This is a genomic window from Clostridium cavendishii DSM 21758, from assembly GCF_900141845.1.
GTDB lineage: Bacteria > Bacillota > Clostridia > Clostridiales > Clostridiaceae > Clostridium_AG > Clostridium_AG cavendishii.
On sequence record NZ_FQZB01000006.1, the window covers coordinates 286,561 to 304,579 of the forward strand.

Here is an 18,019-nt window from a genome sequence, read left to right on the forward strand (position 1 = left end):
ATAAATACTGATTATAATATATATTATATTGTACAAATTTTATTATATTGTACAATATTAAAATATTTTATAATAGAGGTGAGAAAAATTTATAATTTTAAAAAATATCTTATTTTAATCATCGCAGTTTTTGCAGTATCAAGTTCAGCTATATTTGTTAAGCTAGCCCAAGCCCCTTCTATAATTATAGCTTTTTATCGATTATTTTTTACTACATTGATATTTTTACCTTTTCTAATACTAAATAAAAAATATATAAAAGAATTAAAAGAACTTTCAAAAAAAAATTGGATTGCATCAATATTATCAGGAATTATACTTTCAATACACTATTATCTATGGTTTGAATCACTTAATTATACTTCAATCGGAAGTTCTACTGTTATAGTTACTCTCCAACCACTTTTTGCAGTTTTAGGAGGTTTTATTTTTTTCAAAGAAAATTTTAATCGTAAATCAATAATTGGATGCTTTATTGCTGTTTTAGGAAGTATAATTGTTGGATTTAATGATTTTCAGGCTGGAGGAATAGCTTTATATGGAGATTTACTAGCTTTTATTGCTGCTGGAATTATTACTGTATACTTTTTTATTAGTCAATCGATTAGAAAAGATTTATCCTTAATACCATACTCTGTTATAAGTTATTTGAGCAGTTCTATTTTTTTAGGAATTATAAGTTATCAAAGTAAAAAAGCATTTTTAGGATATTCATTAAATACATGGCTTGCATTATTAGGATTAAGTATTTTTGCAACAATTCTTGGTCAATCAATATTTAATTGGTTACTAAAATGGTTATCTACTTCAATTATATCCATGAGTATTTTGGGCGAACCTATTGGTACCTTATTTCTTGCATTTATTATATTTAATGAAACTATTACTTCTAGGCAAGGAATCGGTATACTACTTATACTATGTGGACTATCATCATTTTTATTAGGAAAATCTAACTTCAAAATAAAAAAAACTTATACAAGAATTAATTCTGAATGATTACCTTTATTTTGTTTCTAATAATCTTATTAAAATAAATTTAGATTTTAAATTACAACATATACATTAGCTTTTTAAACTAATTAAATTATTATATAAGAAAATTCAATTCTTTTAATTTTATAATTATTAAAATAATGCAAATAATTCAAATAAATTAACAATTTATAAATTTATTTGAATTATATATATCCATCTTCCAATTCGAGTATTTTGTACAAAATACTATTGACTTTTACAATAAATGTTATAGAATATATTAAAGGGATAAAATTGGTTTACAAAAACCCTTTAGATTATATTGTAACGAAATTTTAATTATTAGTATAGAAATTTCAATAAAAACATAATATATTATAGACCTAACATTAGGTAGTTAAAAAATGTTTGTTTATTCAATCGAAAATATTAAATAACTTGTTTAAGATAATGACTTTTGAAGAGTTAGACAAAGAAGCAAAGTAGTATTGTAGGTATTTAAACAAGGTATTTATTATTAAATAAATATTTAATAGGAGGGTGTTTAAAATGACAAAGTTTTGGGCACAAGGTAGTTTAGTTAGGACAAAGGATAATGTAATTCTTAAAGTTGAGAATTCAGAAACACAAAGAATGTTTTTCACAGTAGTAGACAACAATGTAGAAGTTTGCGAACCTGTTGAAGAAAGTGATATCATGCAAGTATTAGGAACATTTAAAAGATACGCATTTCATAATCACATCACTTGTAATAGTCAAGTAGCTAGAGTGATTAGAAATAATTACGATAAACTAATTAAACATTGCGTAGCAAATTAATTTTTAGAAAATGTAGATGATATAGAGTAAAGTACATTAATACTTACTCTATATTTTTTTATACCACAAAAAAGCTTCCTACGAATTCGTAGGAAGCAATTAACCTTATTCTTTATTATATTTCCATCTAAATATTGCCTAGATTGAACTCAAAGTTAAGCTTATATAGTTAATATTATCTATAAAAAAAGCTCGTTTCAATATTAAATTAATTACTTTACAAATAGTTATGCTGAATACAAATTTATTCTCCTTATTTCAGAAAAGCCTTTTCATAGTCTTCAACAAACTTTTTTATCCCTGCATCAGTTAATGGATGCTTTATCATTTGAATTATTACTGAATAAGGAATTGTAGCTATATGACAGCCTGCTGTAGCAACATCTAATACATGCATAGGATTTCTAACACTAGCTGATATTATTTCAGTCTCTATTCCATGTACTTTAAATATTGTAACTATTTGCTCAACTAAATTTATTCCTGGATTTCCTATATCATCTAATCTTCCTAAGAACGGACTTACATAAGTAGCTCCGGATCTAGCTGCTAATAAAGCTTGAGTTGGTGAAAATATTAATGTAATATTTGTTTTTATTCCTTCTTGTGATAACCTTTTGGTTGCCTTCAATCCTTCTTCACACATTGGAATTTTTATAACTATATTTTTATGAAGTTTAGCTAATTCTCTTCCTTCTTTAACCATACCATCAGCATCTAAACTCATAACTTCAGCACTTATAGGACCATCTACAATCGAACATATTTCATTAATAACTTCTTGTAAATCTCTTCCCTCTTTCGCTATTAATGATGGATTGGTTGTAACTCCACATATAACACCTAATTCATTAGCTTTTTTTATTTCTTCTATATTTGCAGTATCCACAAAAATTTTCATAATTATATTCATTCCTTTACTAATATATTTTTTGTAAAAATAAATTTATTAACTCCTATTTTAAAGCTTTTTTAAATTTTTCATCTATAAATCTCTTAGATTCTTTTATTACTTCTTTCCAATCATCATTTCCTACATACCAAAATTCTAATGTATACTTTCTAACTCCAATATCCCATGAAGTTTTTATTATATTCTCAAAATCTACATGGCCTGTACCAAAAGGTATTTCACGAAACTTCCCTGGAACTGTTTCTTTTAAATGTACAGCTGCAGTATGTCCTTTTCCTGCTTTAAAGTCTTCTACTGTACTTGTATTATATGTTAAGGTTGCATTAGTTACATTTCCACTATCAGGATACACTTGTAGATAAGGTGAATCTATCATATCAACGTATTCCATAGCCTTTTTTACTGTATTCAAAAACTCTGTTTCCATCGTTTCGAATGCTAAAATCACACCTTTTTTTGCTGCCATTTCAGTAGATTTTTTAAGATTTTCTATGAAATATTGCTTTGTTTTTTCATCGCCCTCTTCATAGTAAACATCGTATCCTGCAATTTGGATTATTCTAATGCCCAAATCATACGCAAGATCTATAGCTTTTTCCATTATTTCTATGCCTCTTGCTCTTACTGTTTCATTTTTACTACCTAAAGGATATTTTCTATGTCCACTTAAACACATAGTTCTTATATGAACTCCACTTTCAAACATGGTTTTAATTAGTTCTAATCTTTCTTCTTTAGACATATATAATCTCGATAGTTTTTCTTCTGTCTCATCTATACTCATTTCAACATAAGCAAAACCACATTCCTTAGCACATAATAATTTTTCTCTCCAAGTAAGATGGTTTGGCATAGATTTTTCATATAATCCTAGCATATATCCATTCATAGCTGCACCTCTCTTTATCTATTGTCCATAATAAGCATTTGGCCCATGTTTTCTCATAAAGTGTTTATTCTTTAATACATCTGGCATAGGATTTACTTCATATCTTGTTAGTATTTCTGTATTCCAAGCCATCATTGCTATCTCTTCTAAAACCACTGCATTATGCACTGCATCATGAGGATCTTTTCCCCATGTAAAAGGTCCATGATTCTTAACTAATACTCCTGGTACATACCCTGGATTTAACTCTTTAAAACTATCTACTATAACTTCACCTGTGTTATATTCATAATTTGTTTCAATTTCTTCTTTTGTCATATCTCTTGTACATGGAATTTCACCATAAAAATAATCTGCTTGAGTTGTTCCATATGGCTTAATTCCTCTTCCTGATTGAGAAAATATTGTTGCCCATCTTGAATGCGTGTGTACTACTCCACCTATTTCATTAAACTCCTTATAAAGTCTTATATGAGTTGGTGTATCTGAAGAAGGTTTATATTTCCCTTCCACAACATTTCCTTCTAAATCAACTACAACCATATCTTCAGCTTTCATTTTTTCATATTCTACACCAGATGGCTTTATAACTATTAATCCTTTTTCTCTATCTATTCCTGAAACATTTCCCCATGTAAAAGTTACTAAATTATATTTTGGTAATAACATATTTGCTTCATACACTTCTTTTTTTAAATTCTCCAGCATTTTTTTCATCTCCTTTAATATATCTTTAGTTTTTGAATTTTTACTTAATAATTAAGAGTATGGAGTAATTTAACTATTTCCCCCATACTCCTTTAATTAATTATTAATCTGTTACAAGATATAGGGCTGCCTGTCCTATTTCTCTATTTGCTGATATTATAATATCCTTGTCTTTATCATTTATAACTGCAACATTACTTGGTCCAACTCCAGCTTCTATTACTTCTGTCTTGAATGTTAGCTTTTCTTTATCATCACATTGAATAATAAATAATTCTTTTTCATTTCTTCTATATCCACCTATTATTGTTGGAATCCCTCTAAGTTCTCCACCCCAAACAACATGTCCAAAATCCATTTCTTTGGGATATTTATATATAACTTTATATTCCCCATCAATTTTTTTATTTATTAAAAAATTGCTGCCATGAAACTCTTCTATTGTAATAAGTTCCACTTCACCATCACCATCTATATCTACAACTGCAATATCACTTGTTGGTCTGTTTAATATTTGCTCTACCTTCCACTCTTCATTATCTTCTTGTGGTGGTGTTACAACAAATACTCCCTCTGCAGAAGTTACAAGACCTGCCATAACTCCATTCCAAGTAGTTCTGCAATATCCATGGTTTTTGGTTAAACCTTCTTTTATAACTTTTAATTCAAATGGCTTATTTAAATCTTCTGGTATTTCTCCTATATATATTTTTCCTGGATCTGACCAATCATCTTTAAAAGCCTTAGTTGTACACAGTGTTGCTCCTAAAAAATAATTCTTACCATTAGCTTGTAATATATCAAATCTATGAACATAAGGTAATTTAAATAATTCTTTAGTTTCCCATTTTTCTTCTTCTGTATATCTTGTCCAAACTATAGTTGCATTCTCTGATTGAAATGTTGGGAAGAAGTTTTGAACTGATAAAAAGTCTCCATTCTTTCCAGGTACAGGGATCATAGACATGGTTCCTCCTGGTCCATCCCAAACAGTGCTTTGCTCAAAATCTGCTGATTCTTTGTAGCTATAGCAAGCTCCTTCACCTTCTGTTGCTAATAATATATATCTTTCACCATTTACTACAGTGCTACTTGTTGCGTAGCACCTGTGTAAATCTGTTAAAAACTTCTTTTCAAATTTCATACTATCGTCTCCTATAAGTTATTTTTTATCTATTACAAGTTCTTTTATTTTTGTTTCAATTTCTTGTTCTGATAAAAGATTCTTTAACCCAACAACTATTGTTCCACCTTCTTCTGCCCTAGCAAAGTTTTTCTTTAATGCTTCTGAACAAAATACTACATCGTACCCTGAAGCTTGAGTTTTTGCTTCTCCAATACTGCTATGGTGAATTGAAACTTGAACTCCTAATTTTTTAAATACCTTTTCTATCTTCATCTTTATTATTTGACTTGACCCCATTCCATTTCCACACGCTGCTATTACCTTTAACATTTTAAATTCCTCCTCTAATTTCCCCATAATTTTTATATTTCTACTTTCAACTTACTTTATTATGCTTCACTTATTTCTGACATATATGCATCATAGTCTTCTGCTATTTTGAAATATCCTTTTTTATTCTTCATATATTGAATTTGTGGTATAGCTAGTAATACTATTATTGATATTGCAACACCTACATATTGCATATTTTTCATAAGAACTCCTACAACTGGCCATACTGTTGCAAAATCAAAGTTTCCATGCCATCCACCATATTTAGCTAATCCAAAATAATATGCTGCAAAAGCTCCTCCTAAAACTTGTATTAAACCTGATACAAAAGGAATTATCATTGCTGCCCTTAATCCACCTTTTTTATTAGCAAATACTGCAAATGTTGCATTATCAAAAAATACTGGAACGAAACCTGTTATTATTAAAACTGGACTCTTAAATACTACTAATCCTATTATTGCTATAAATTGTCCTACTGCCCCAAATAAGAATCCTATTGTTACTGCATTTGGATGTCCGAATCCATAAACTGCAGCACAGTCTACTGCTGGCATTGAACCTGGTAATATTTTATTTGAAATCCCTTGGAATGATTCTGTTAATTCTGCAACGAACATTCTAACTCCAAGTTGTAATATACTTAAATAAACTGCAAAGTTTAATGATTTTTCCATTATATAAAACATAAAGTTTTGATTTTTAGCAAATCCTGTATCTATCTTATGCAATAGATCTGGTCCTAGAACTACCATTATTGCTCCAAAGAATGCCATCATTAATATTCCTGTTGCTACAACGTTATCACTGAATATTGATAAAAAACCTGGGAATTCTAAATCTTCAATAGATTTTTCTTTGTTTCCTACTTTTTCTGCTATTTTATCTGTTAACCATACACCAAACATTTGTTGATGTCCTATAGCAAATCCGCCACCTTCTGTTAACTCTTGACAAGCCTCTACTGTAAGATTAGCTGAAACTGCCCAATAAGTACCTAATAATAAACCTAACATAATAACTATTTTTATATCTTGTAATGCTGGAAATGCGAATAATACTAACCATAAAGCTGTTGATGATTGTTGAACCATTATGTGACCTGTAATAAATACTGTTCTAACTTTAGTGTACTTTCTAAATAGAACTAATAAAATATTACACATAAATGCTACTAATAAAACTACCATCATCATAGAAAAAGATCTGCCTGTATTTTCTATAGCTGATTGAGCTGCTGTTTGCCCAAAATAAGGATCAATAACTGCTGCGGAGAGATTAAAACGATCTTTAAGACCTGCTAATATTGGTCGGAAATTACTTACTAATCCTGAGGCTGCTACATTAAGAATTAAATAACCAACCGTTGCTTTTATAAATCCTGCAAAAGCTTCATATATAGGCCTCTTTAATAATAGATATCCAATTAATACTATGAATCCTATAAAAAATGCTGGTTTGGTTAAAATGTTAATTTGAAAAAAACTCCATACATCCATTAAAAAGTTCATCTTGATTTCCTCCTCTGTTTTTATTCTTAACGTTTACAATAATGCCATTAAATCTTCTACTTGTTTTGCTTTTAATAATTTTTCAACTTTTTCTTCATTTTCTATAAATCCAACCATATTGACTAGATTCTGCATGTGTAATTCATTGTTAGTTGATGCTAGAACAAAGAATAACTGTGCATCGTGCTCTGGATCATCACTAAAATGAACTGGTCTTTCTGTTTTCATAAAACAAATTGCTGTTTCATTAACACCTTTTCCCTCTTGAGCATGTGGTATACATATATTAGGTGCAATAACTATATATGGACCATGTTTCTTTATACTAGCTATAATTTCATCTACATAAAGTTTATCAACTGCATTTTGTTCAATTAGTGGCATACATGCTGCATGTACAGCTTCCTCCCAGTTGTCAAATCCCTCATGAAATGAATATCTTTTCTTTTCTATTAACTCTTTTAACATATTGTTTCCCCCTTGTATTAATAGAGGGCAACTACTTTGCCCTCTATTAAATTTTTATAAGAATGAGTTATATGGTAAATTTATTTCATTTGTGAAACAATCATCAAATCCTCTTGGATAGTGATATTCTATATTATCCTTATCTGTTGGGAATGTAAACTTACCTCCAACTTGCCATATGAATGGTTTAAATTTATATTGTAATCTATTTTTCTTCATATCATATAAAGCTAATATTTCATTTGTATCTGCTTGGAAGTTTGACCATATATCATGATGGAATGGTATTACTACTTTAGTATTTAAAGCTTCTGCCATTCTTAAAATATCAACAGATGTCATTTTGTCTGTTATACCTCTTGGATTTTCACCATAAGAACCTAACGCTACATCTATTTGATGATCATTTCCATGTTTAGCATAATAATTTGAGTAATGTGAATCTCCACTATGATAAAGATTACCACCTGGTGTTTTTATTAGATAGTTAACCGCCTTTATATCCATATTGATTGGCATTGTTCCTCTTAAGTCTCCATTTGGTGGACTTGTTATTAATGCTGTTCTATCAAACGCTTCTAATGCTATTATTTCTATATCTTTAACTTTTATAATATCTCCTGGTTTTACTACTATACATCTTTCCTTTGGTACTCCCCATCCAATCCACTTGTCTACGCAAGCTTGTGGTCCTATAAAAGGAACTGTTTCATCACAATTTTTAATAACTGCTGCTGCTACATTAACATCTATATGATCATTGTGATCATGTGTAGAAACTACTGCATCTATTTGCTTTATTCCAAATGGATCTAATACAAAAGGTGCTACTCTTAAATTAGGTTGAAGTTTTTTACCTCCACACATTCTAGCCATTTGATGTTCTGGATCGATATACGGATTTTTCATTGTCCTCTTTCCACTTCCACACCAAAAATCTATACATATATTAGTATTTCCTTCACTCTTTACCCATATTCCTGTGCATCCTAACCACCACATTGAAAATGTACCTGGTTTAACAACTTCTCTTTCTATCTCTTCATTTAACCAAGTTCCCCATTCTGGAAATGTATTAAGTATCCATGATTCTCTTGTAATATCATTTACTTTTGCCATTATTTACGCCTCCTAAGGTTTTATATTTATTCTTCTGTCTTTTTGTTCTTTTTGAACTTTTCGTTTGTTTATATTTATATATTACAATACTCATTCAAATAATTCAAGCTTTTTTAATCATTTTTTTATTTTTATCGTTTACATTAGTTTTTATTTGAACTTTTTGAACTTTTGTGTTAACATTTAAATATAAACTACAAAAAATATTAAAATAAATAGGAGATGTGATAAAATGTTCACCGCATGGTCATCATCTAAATTGAAAAAATATAAAAATCTAATAAACTATAGTCTTTATACCATGTTCTTTGTTTATATAATTTATCTTATTTTGAAAGAACCTAATGTTTTAGGTAAAATACCCTATTTTTTAATTTTACTTATATTTGGAACTTTAACTTTTTTAAATGAATACTTAAAAAGTCTATATACTAAAAGTATTCTTTTACTAACTGATAGTTGTAATCCAAAAGAAGGCTTAAAACTTATTAAATTAATTGAACGTTTAGATCTTTTTAAATCATATAAAAATTCTATAATAATTTTCAAATTACTTGCTTTAAGAGACTTAGGAAACATTGATGAATTATTAAAATATGCAAATTCACTAGATATAGACCATTTACATTTTAATAAAGATATTATTTTAATATATAACTATACTCTTTTTATGTCATATATAGATATAAAAAATGATGATAAAGTACTAACTTATTATAAAAATCTAATTTCCATAAAAAAAGAAAATAATTGTCCTAATTTATTTTCTTGGAGTGAACTAAATGGAATTTATCATCTTTATAATAATAATTTGATTGAATCCAAGAAACACTTTAACAAAGTTAAAACTAATGAAATGAATACAAGAGAAAGACTTCATTTCTTTTTTAACTTATCAAAGCTTTGCATTGCTCAAAAAGAATATGATTATTCTTTAAAATATTTAAACAATATTACTTCAATCGAAAATGATCTTTCAATAAATTGTGAAGCTCAAAGTATATTAAACTCTCTTTATAAAAACAAGAAAGTTTAATTATAAAAGTTCAATAAAACTCGATTACCATTGAACTTTTTGAATTATTATATTATAATAAATTTGCACTATTAATAAATAGAAAATATAAACAATACTATATTTAATTTCAATATTTTCTACAATTTACTTGAAAATAAAAGTTTTATAGACCTTATAAGACTCTAAATAGAATAGATTAATATATTAACCTATTTTAAAATAATTAATTATAAGTACATTTTATATAACTTTTCTAAATACGGGAGGTTAACTATGAACAAAAATGAAGAAATAACTCAAACTAAAGGTATTGTTTCCAATAGACGAAATGATATTTTATCTTACTTACAAGAACACAAAGTAGCTAAAACAAACGAGCTTTCAGAATTACTATCAATATCACCACTTACTGTACGTCGTGATCTTCAATCTTTAGAAGAAGAAGGTCTAGTTAAAAGATTTTATGGTGGGGTTTCATTAATAGAGAATCCTATTGTTACTTCAAGTATATCTAATCCACCAACAGTATCTTTAACAAAAAAAGCTTTAGCTAAATATGCGGCTTCTCTTGTAAATGATGGTGATACAATATTTATAAATTCAAGCTCTACAGCTCTTCTATTACTAGAATACTTAGATAAAAAACAAGTTGTTGTTGTAACTAACAATGGTAATGCATTAAAAAGTAAAGTAGGACCTAATGTAGAACTTGTCTTAACTGGCGGAGAACTTCATGGCAGAAAACGTTCAATGGTTGGCGATTTTGCTACACTTATTCTTTCAATGGTTACTGCTGATAAATGTTTCTTAGGTGTGAGCGGAATAAGTTCTGACTCAGGAATAAGTACTTCTGTTCTTAAAGAAACTCTTATAAACAAAAAAATGATTGAGCGTTGTAATGGTCCTATTTATATTCTTGCTGATAGTTCTAAAGTCGAAAAGCATCATAACTTTTCAAGTGGAGATATAACTGATATTTCACATCTTATAACTGATGACAATGTCTCTAATGACCAAATTGCAGCATTTAATTCAAAAAATGTTGAAGTTATAACAATTGATTGTAACGATAAGCAAGATATTTAAAAAGCAATATAAATTTTTTAGGGGCAGTTCACTATGAACTGCCCCTTTGTTTGCTAAATTTTAAATCTATCAACATTTCCCATAAGTTTTTTACTCATATCTGTTAATAAATTTAACGAACCTGATATTTCTTCCGTTGATTCACTCATTTCTTGTGTTGAAGCTGATATTTCTTCTGAAGATGCAGACACTTCTTCTGCTATTGATGAAGCACTTTCTAGTTTTCCTAAAATGACTTCTTTACTATTATTCAAATTTTCTACTGAATCAGTTGCAACACTCATTTTAGGGGTTATCTCATCTACTGCAACTGTTATTGTTTCAAAGGATTTTATTGCTGTATATATATTTCCTTCTTGATTCTTTAGTTCATCTTTAACAGTATCTGTTGTACCAACCATAACCCCAGTTTCTTTTGATATCTCAGATATAAGATTTGAAATATTCACAGAAGAATCTCTACTTTGTTCTGCAAGTTTTCTTATCTCATCAGCTACTACTGAGAATCCTTTACCTGATTCTCCTGCCCTGGCTGCTTCAATTGCTGCATTTAACGCTAGTAAATTTGTTTGTTCTGATATACTGTTTATAAGATTAGTTATTTCATTTATCTTTGTTACATTTTGTCCAACATTCTGAATTTTCACTATTAAATCATTAAAGGATTCATTAACATTTTTAACTGATTGTATAACATTTCCCATATCCTTGTTACTATTATCAGCCATAGTTTTTATATTGTTAGTATTTACATCAACTTCCTTTATTACATTAACTACACCATCTAGCTTTGCACTAAATTCTTGCAATATTCCTGTTATATCCACTAAATCTGATGCTTGTTCTACAGTTCCTTTTGCCACATCATTTGTTGCTACTGATATATTTTGGCTTGATGAATGAAGCTCCTGTGCAACTGTTGAAAGATTTTCTGACTGAACATCAATACTGGATGAACTTTCCTTTATATCATTAATCATATCAACCATCGATTTTTTCATAACATTTAGAGACTTAGCCATCTGCCCTATTTCATCTTTCCTACTTAATATTTCCTCCGAAGTTTCTTTGGATAAATCTCCTTCTGACATTGTTTTTAATTGTTCCATTGACATTTTTATTGGTTTTATTATAGTTTTTGATATAAGTGAAACTATAATTCCTCCTGATATTATGAATAGTACTGAAACTATGGCAATTCCTATTTTTAATCCCGTTACTTCCTTTAATATTTCGTCAGTTTCAATATCTAATGCAACTGACCAACCAGTATTTTTTACTGGAGCATAACCAACATAATCTGATACACCTTTATATGTATATTCTCCTACACCAGTTTGTCCTTCTACCATTTTCTTTTCTATTTCAACTATTGATTTAAGCTCTGGATCTTTTTTCACATCTTCTAAATCATTTGATTTGGATGTTACTAAATCTTTATCCTTATCAGCTATTGTAACTCCTGATTTATTAATCATAAATGCTTCACCGGTTTTTCCAAACTTAAATTCATCAGTATATTTACTTAATTCATTTCCTTCTCTAACAGCCGTTAATACACCTATTACCTTACCATTATTTTTAATTGGTACATTATAAAGCACTATAACTTTACCATCACTTTTACTAACTATAGGATCAGATACATTACTTGTTCCCGATAAAGCCTTTTTAAAACTTTCTTCCTCCTTAACATTAAATTCTTTACCTTCTGTATCTATTGCTTTTCCTTCAATGTCTTCTATTGTCATAGAAACATGTCCAGCTCTTTCCTTTTCAGCTAAAAGCACATCTAATTTTTCCTTTATAGGTATATTTTCATCTTTTAACTTTGGATTCTCAGCTAATAACTCTGAAACTTTTATTTGTATATTAATTTCTTTCTCTATGTTACCAGCTAATTGTTCAGACATCACTGGTAATGTAGTTTTCACAGTAGCTACTAAAGATTTCTTTGAAATATATAAAGCTATTAATGAAACTCCTGTGCAAATTATAACTATTAAAGCTATAAAACTCGTTATTAATTGACTTTTAATACTTCTAAATTTTAATTTTTTCAATTTAGTTCTCTCCTCTTATAATTTATTTTATCCCCTTACGTTTTCTTATTATCTTGACGCTTTTATACTATCATCATATTTCATATTTTTCTAACTTTATACAAATAAATTTATAGGCAAAAATTCAAAAAAACTTAAAATTTATCATTAATTTTAATATTTTATTTATAATAATTTAACAATTTATTATATTTACAAACAAATTCTTAAATCAATAAAGAAAGACATTAGCATAGGCTAATGTCTTTCTTCGTTCTAAATTTTAAATCTATTAACATTTTCCATTAATCTTTTACTCATACCTGTTAATGAATCTAACGAAGATGATATTTCTTCTGTTGATTTACTCATTTCTTGTGTTGATGCTGCTATTTCTTCTGAGGATGCTGATACTTCTTCTGCTATTGCTGAAGCACCTTCTACCTTACCTAAGATAACATCTTTACTTTCATTTAATATCTCAACTGACTCATTTGCAATGTTCATTTTTGGAGTTATTTCATCTACTGCCACAGTTATTGTTTCAAAGGATTTTATAGCTGTATAAATATTTCCTTCTTGATTCTTTAACTCTTCCTTAACAGTATCTGTTGTTCCGACCATTACTTGAGTTTCCTTTGATATCTCAGATATAAGATTTGAAATATTTACAGAGGAATCTCTACTTTGCTCCGCAAGCTTTCTTATTTCATCAGCTACTACTGAGAATCCCTTACCTGCTTCTCCTGCTCTAGCTGCTTCAATTGCTGCATTTAAAGCTAATAAATTTGTTTGTTCTGATATACTGTTTATAAGATTAGTTATTTCATTTATCTTTGTAACATTTTCTCCAACATTCTGAGTTTTTAATATTAAATCATTAAATGATTCGTTAACATTTTTAACTGATTGTATAACATTTCCCATATCTCTGTTACTATTATCAGCCATAGTTTTTATATTGTTAGTATTTACATCAACTTCTTTTATTATATTAACTACACCATCTAATTTTGCACTAAATTCTTGTAATATTCCTGTTATATCTACTAAGTCTGATGCTTGTTCTACAGTTCCTTTTGCAACATCATTTGTTGCTACTGATATATTTTGGCTTGATGAACTTAATTCTTCTGCAACAGCTGAAAGATTGTCTGATTGTGCATCGATGTTACCTGAACTTACTTTTATATCATTAAGCATAGAAACCACTGATTCTTTCATAACATCTAAAGCGTGTGCCATTTGACCTATTTCATCTTGTCTATCTAATATTTCTTTTGAAGTTTCTTCACTTAAATCTCCTTCTGAAATTGTCTTTAATTGTTTAACTGACATATTTATTGGCTTTGTTATAGTTCTTGATATAAGTGAAACTATAAAGCTACCAATTACTATAAAAATTAATGCCACTATTGCAATACTTATTTTTAAAGTAGTTAATTCACTTAATATTTCATTTGTTTCAATAGCTATAGCTATTGACCATCCTGTACTTTTTATTGGAGCATAGCCTACATACTTTGATTTACCACTATAGTTATATTCCCCTGATCCAGTTTCTCCTGCTATCATTTTCTTTTCTATATTAACTATAGATTGAAGTGCAGAATCCTTTTTTAAATTCTCGATATCATTATCTTGTGATAAGACTAAATCTTTATTGTTGTGTGCTATAGTTGTTCCTGATTTATTAAGCATAAATGCTTGTCCAGTTTTTCCAACTTTAATATCATTAGTGTGAGTACTTAATTCATTACCATCTCTTACAGCAGTAAGAACTCCTATAACAGTACCATTTTCTTTAATTGGAACACTATAAACAACTATTACCTTACCATCTACCTTAGATACTATTGGATCTGATATAGCACTTTTTCCACTTGCAGCTTTTTTAAAGAAATCTCTTTCAGCACTGTTCTCTTGTTTCCCCTCAATAGTATTTCCATTTCCATTAAGTTCTTCAAGGCTCATATCTATAAATCCTGTTCTTTTAGCTTCCTTTGTAAGTAATGCTAACTTTTCACTTATAGGAACATCTTTACTTATTATTTTTTCATTTTCGGCTAAAGTCTCTAACATACCAATCTGTACATTTAATGAATTTTCAACAGAACTTGCTGCTTCCTTTGCTACTTCTGGTAATGTAGTGTTTACAGTATTTACTAACGATTTCTGAGAAATATATAATGCAATTAGAGCAACGCCTACACAAATTGTTACTATTAGCGCTATGAAGCTTACCAGTAACTGGCTCTTCAAACTTTTGAATTTAACTTTTTTCATTTTTAATCCTCCCTATGTTTATCCTTTGTTCAACTTTATTTCTAATTAATTTTTTATAATAATTATTCACCTCAAAAAAATAAATTTTATCTATAATAAAAAATCCTCCCTTCTAATAAAAATCTTTTTTATTAAAATTTCCTTCTAATATTTAATTTTCGTGATATTAATTTTTTACTTAATCCAAAAAATTTATGTAATTTTATACATGAACTTAATATTATTGAATATATGATCTTTAAAAACACTTAGAACTGCAACAAAGAAGGATTTTTACATTTTCTGTATGTAAAAATCCTTTTCAATATTAATTATTAAATTTTAAATTTATTAACATTTTCCGTTAATTTTTTGCTCATACTTGTTAATGAGTCTAATGAAACTGATATTTCTTCTGTTGATTTACTCATTTCTTGTGTTGATGCTGCTATTTCTTCTGAGGATGCTGATACTTCTTCTGCTATTGATGAAGCACCTTCTATCTTTCCTAATATAACATCCTTATTTTCATTCAGCATCTCAACTGACTCATTTGCAAGGTTCATCTTTGGAGTTATCGCATCTACTGCTGCAGTTATTGTTTCAAAGGATTTTATAGCTGTATAAATATTTCCTTCTTGATTCTTTAATTCATCTTTAACAGTATCTGTTGTACCGACCATAACCCCAGTTTCTTTTGATATCTCAGATATAAGATTTGAAATATTTACAGATGAATCTCTACTTTGTTCTGCAAGTTTTCTTATCTCATCAGCTACTACTGAAAATCCTTTTCCTGCTTCCCCTGCCCTAGCAGCTTCGATTGCTGCATTTAAAGCTAATAAATTTGTTTGTTCTGATATACTGTTTATAAGATTAGTTATTTCATTTATCTTTGTTACATTTTGTCCAACATTCTGAATTTTTACTATTAAATCATTAAACGATTCATTAACATTTTTAACTGATTGTATAACATTTCCCATATCTTTGTTACTATTATCAGCCATAGTTTTTATATTGTTGGTATTTACATCAACTTCTTTTATTACATTAACTACACCATCTAATTTTGCACTAAATTCTTGTAGTATTCCTGTTATGTCTACTAAGTCTGATGCTTGTTCTATAGTTCCTTTTGCAACATCATTTGTTGCTACTGATATATTTTGACTTGATGAACTTAATTCTTCTGCAACTGCTGAAAGATTATCTGATTGTGCATCAATATTTGATGAACTTACTTTTATGTCATTAAGCATAACTATCACTGATTCTTTCATAACATCTAAAGCATTTGCCATTTTTCCTATTTCATCTTGTCTCTCTAATATTTCTTTTGAAGTTTCTTCAGTTAAATCGCCCTCCGCTATTGTTTTTAAATGATTCATTGATATTTTAATTGGACTAGCTATAGCCTTTGATATAAGCGAAACTATAATAATACCTAATGCTATGAATACTATTGCAGCTATAGCAATTCCTATTTGTAAACCCTTTAACTCACTTAATATTTCAGTTGTTTCAATTGATATTGCAACTGACCATCCTGTACTTTTTACTGGTGCATAACCTACATATTTAGATTTTCCTTTATACGTATATTCGCCAACACCGGATTCTCCTGCTACCATTTTCTTTTCTATTTCAACTATTGATTTAAGTTCTGGATCTTTTTTAACATTTTCAAAATCATTATCTTGAGATAATACTAAATCTTTATTAATGTGTGCTATTGTTGTCCCTGATTTATTAATCATAAAACCTTGACCAGTAATACCAAATTTAATATTCTTAGTGTAATCGCTTAATTGATTTCCATCTTCTCCAGACATAAGTACACCGACTATTTGATTATTATATTTAATAGGAACAGAATATAAAACTATAATTTTGCCATCAGTTTTACTTATTATAGGATCTGATGCATTTGGAGTTCCCGCTATAGCTTTTTTAAAACTATCTTGTTCAGCTACACTAAATGTTGCTCCATCTGTAGAATATAAGTTACCCTTAGCATCAACAAAGCTCATTCCTAAATGCTTTCCTCTTTCATTTTCTGGAATAAGGACTGATATCTTATCTTTAATTGGAACATTTGGATCTTTTAACTTTTCATTTTCTGCTACTAATTTAAGAACTTGTAATTGAGTATTCATTCCATTTTCCACCACTTGTGAAGCTTGTTCTGCTACTGCTGGTACTGTTGTTTGCACTGTTTTAACTAATGCTTTTTTTGAAATATATGAAGCCATTAAAGATACCCCTATACATATTACAGCTATTAGTGCCACAAAGCTTACTAGAAGTTGATTTTTAATACTTTTAAATTTCAGCCTTTTCATTTTTATCTCCCTTATTTTTATTAATTTATTTCTTATTTCTCCCAAAGCTTATATATTTTTATGCGAAAGCGCTTACTTTAGATAAAATTTATAGCATAACTCCTTTCGTATATTGTATGAAAATTTTAGATACTCATAAATTTATTATAGTGTTTATATTTTCGAATTTTTTTTATTATACTTAATATTTAAATAAATTTATAATAATCTTCATTAGGATCTGATACATTATTTACTCCTACTAACGCTTTTTTTTAATTATCTTGTGCTACTGTTGGTGGTAACGTAGTTTTCACAGTATTAACTAAAGTATTTTTGGGAATGTATCATAAAACCTTTCCTATATAATTTAATAGCCATTAAGTTAAGGACTACTAAGATTTACACTTAACTTAATGG

General features: G+C 28.5%; 15 protein-coding genes. 4 read left to right on the forward strand and 11 right to left on the reverse strand.

Annotated features, from left to right (window positions below):
* Positions 1–78: 78 nt before the first annotated feature.
* Positions 79–999, forward strand: coding sequence for a DMT family transporter (locus tag BUB01_RS07025; protein ID WP_242958376.1), 921 nt, complete (start codon positions 79–81; stop codon positions 997–999).
* A gap of 528 nt (positions 1,000–1,527) precedes the next feature.
* Positions 1,528–1,797 (forward strand): hypothetical protein, encoded by a 270-nt coding sequence (locus BUB01_RS07030; protein ID WP_072985988.1) that lies wholly within the window; start codon positions 1,528–1,530, stop codon positions 1,795–1,797.
* Between the two features lie 253 nt (positions 1,798–2,050).
* Here the strand turns inward: BUB01_RS07030 and fsa are convergent, their stop codons facing one another.
* The 8 genes from fsa to ulaG form a co-directional block, all read right to left on the reverse strand.
* Positions 2,051–2,698 (reverse strand): fructose-6-phosphate aldolase, encoded by a 648-nt coding sequence (gene fsa / locus BUB01_RS07035; protein ID WP_072985989.1) that lies wholly within the window; start codon positions 2,696–2,698, stop codon positions 2,051–2,053.
* Positions 2,699–2,753: 55 nt separating this feature from the next.
* Complete coding sequence (locus BUB01_RS07040; protein ID WP_072985990.1) at positions 2,754–3,599, reverse strand: L-ribulose-5-phosphate 3-epimerase; 846 nt, start codon at positions 3,597–3,599, stop codon at positions 2,754–2,756.
* An 18-nt stretch (positions 3,600–3,617) separates the two neighbouring features.
* Complete coding sequence (araD, locus tag BUB01_RS07045) at positions 3,618–4,307, reverse strand: L-ribulose-5-phosphate 4-epimerase (protein ID WP_072985991.1); 690 nt, start codon at positions 4,305–4,307, stop codon at positions 3,618–3,620.
* A 103-nt stretch (positions 4,308–4,410) separates the two neighbouring features.
* Entirely contained in the window at positions 4,411–5,451 is a 1,041-nt protein-coding gene (locus BUB01_RS07050) for a hypothetical protein (protein ID WP_072985992.1), read from the reverse strand.
* A gap of 18 nt (positions 5,452–5,469) precedes the next feature.
* Positions 5,470–5,763, reverse strand: a complete 294-nt coding sequence (locus BUB01_RS07055) for a PTS sugar transporter subunit IIB (protein WP_072985993.1) — start codon at positions 5,761–5,763, stop codon at positions 5,470–5,472.
* Between the two features lie 59 nt (positions 5,764–5,822).
* Positions 5,823–7,277 carry a PTS ascorbate transporter subunit IIC gene (locus BUB01_RS07060; RefSeq protein WP_072985994.1) on the reverse strand — a complete coding sequence of 485 codons (1,455 nt, stop codon included), beginning with the start codon at positions 7,275–7,277 and terminating at the stop codon, positions 5,823–5,825.
* A gap of 33 nt (positions 7,278–7,310) precedes the next feature.
* Positions 7,311–7,745 carry a PTS sugar transporter subunit IIA gene (locus BUB01_RS07065; RefSeq protein ID WP_072985995.1) on the reverse strand — a complete coding sequence of 145 codons (435 nt, stop codon included), beginning with the start codon at positions 7,743–7,745 and terminating at the stop codon, positions 7,311–7,313.
* Positions 7,746–7,799: 54 nt separating this feature from the next.
* The gene (ulaG, locus tag BUB01_RS07070) at positions 7,800–8,864 is read right to left on the reverse strand and encodes an L-ascorbate 6-phosphate lactonase (RefSeq protein ID WP_072985996.1); all 1,065 of its coding nucleotides are present in this window, start codon (positions 8,862–8,864) and stop codon (positions 7,800–7,802) included.
* A 232-nt stretch (positions 8,865–9,096) separates the two neighbouring features.
* Between ulaG and BUB01_RS07075 the strand changes: the two genes are divergently transcribed.
* Together BUB01_RS07075 and BUB01_RS07080 are read left to right on the forward strand one after the other, a co-directional pair.
* Positions 9,097–9,900 (forward strand): hypothetical protein, encoded by an 804-nt coding sequence (locus BUB01_RS07075; protein WP_072985997.1) that lies wholly within the window; start codon positions 9,097–9,099, stop codon positions 9,898–9,900.
* 255 nt (positions 9,901–10,155) lie between these two features.
* Positions 10,156–10,968, forward strand: coding sequence for a DeoR/GlpR family DNA-binding transcription regulator (locus BUB01_RS07080; protein ID WP_072985998.1), 813 nt, complete (start codon positions 10,156–10,158; stop codon positions 10,966–10,968).
* A 53-nt stretch (positions 10,969–11,021) separates the two neighbouring features.
* Here BUB01_RS07080 and BUB01_RS07085 read toward each other — a convergent pair whose 3' ends face one another.
* The 3 genes from BUB01_RS07085 to BUB01_RS07095 all read right to left on the reverse strand — a co-directional run bounded on the left by BUB01_RS07085 (position 11,022) and on the right by BUB01_RS07095 (position 17,620).
* Complete coding sequence (locus BUB01_RS07085; protein WP_072985999.1) at positions 11,022–13,031, reverse strand: methyl-accepting chemotaxis protein; 2,010 nt, start codon at positions 13,029–13,031, stop codon at positions 11,022–11,024.
* 255 nt (positions 13,032–13,286) lie between these two features.
* Positions 13,287–15,296 (reverse strand): methyl-accepting chemotaxis protein, encoded by a 2,010-nt coding sequence (locus BUB01_RS07090; RefSeq protein WP_072986000.1) that lies wholly within the window; start codon positions 15,294–15,296, stop codon positions 13,287–13,289.
* 314 nt (positions 15,297–15,610) lie between these two features.
* The gene (locus BUB01_RS07095) at positions 15,611–17,620 is read right to left on the reverse strand and encodes a methyl-accepting chemotaxis protein (RefSeq protein WP_072986001.1); all 2,010 of its coding nucleotides are present in this window, start codon (positions 17,618–17,620) and stop codon (positions 15,611–15,613) included.
* Between the last annotated feature and the right edge of the window lie 399 nt (positions 17,621–18,019).

Bases quoted from the DNA above. Each gene is read 5' to 3' on its own strand.
- BUB01_RS07090 (WP_072986000.1), bottom strand. From the start codon at position 15,296: ATGAAAAAAGTTAAATTCAAAAGTTTGAAGAGCCAGTTACTGGTAAGC.
- araD (WP_072985991.1), bottom strand. From the start codon at position 4,307: ATGCTGGAGAATTTAAAAAAAGAAGTGTATGAAGCAAATATGTTATTA.
- BUB01_RS07075 (WP_072985997.1), top strand. From the start codon at position 9,097: ATGTTCACCGCATGGTCATCATCTAAATTGAAAAAATATAAAAATCTA.
- BUB01_RS07055 (WP_072985993.1), bottom strand. From the start codon at position 5,763: ATGTTAAAGGTAATAGCAGCGTGTGGAAATGGAATGGGGTCAAGTCAA.
- fsa (WP_072985989.1), bottom strand. From the start codon at position 2,698: ATGAAAATTTTTGTGGATACTGCAAATATAGAAGAAATAAAAAAAGCT.
- BUB01_RS07030 (WP_072985988.1), top strand. From the start codon at position 1,528: ATGACAAAGTTTTGGGCACAAGGTAGTTTAGTTAGGACAAAGGATAAT.
- BUB01_RS07050 (WP_072985992.1), bottom strand. From the start codon at position 5,451: ATGAAATTTGAAAAGAAGTTTTTAACAGATTTACACAGGTGCTACGCA.
- BUB01_RS07060 (WP_072985994.1), bottom strand. From the start codon at position 7,277: ATGAACTTTTTAATGGATGTATGGAGTTTTTTTCAAATTAACATTTTA.
- BUB01_RS07065 (WP_072985995.1), bottom strand. From the start codon at position 7,745: ATGTTAAAAGAGTTAATAGAAAAGAAAAGATATTCATTTCATGAGGGA.
- ulaG (WP_072985996.1), bottom strand. From the start codon at position 8,864: ATGGCAAAAGTAAATGATATTACAAGAGAATCATGGATACTTAATACA.
- BUB01_RS07040 (WP_072985990.1), bottom strand. From the start codon at position 3,599: ATGAATGGATATATGCTAGGATTATATGAAAAATCTATGCCAAACCAT.
- BUB01_RS07080 (WP_072985998.1), top strand. From the start codon at position 10,156: ATGAACAAAAATGAAGAAATAACTCAAACTAAAGGTATTGTTTCCAAT.
- BUB01_RS07095 (WP_072986001.1), bottom strand. From the start codon at position 17,620: ATGAAAAGGCTGAAATTTAAAAGTATTAAAAATCAACTTCTAGTAAGC.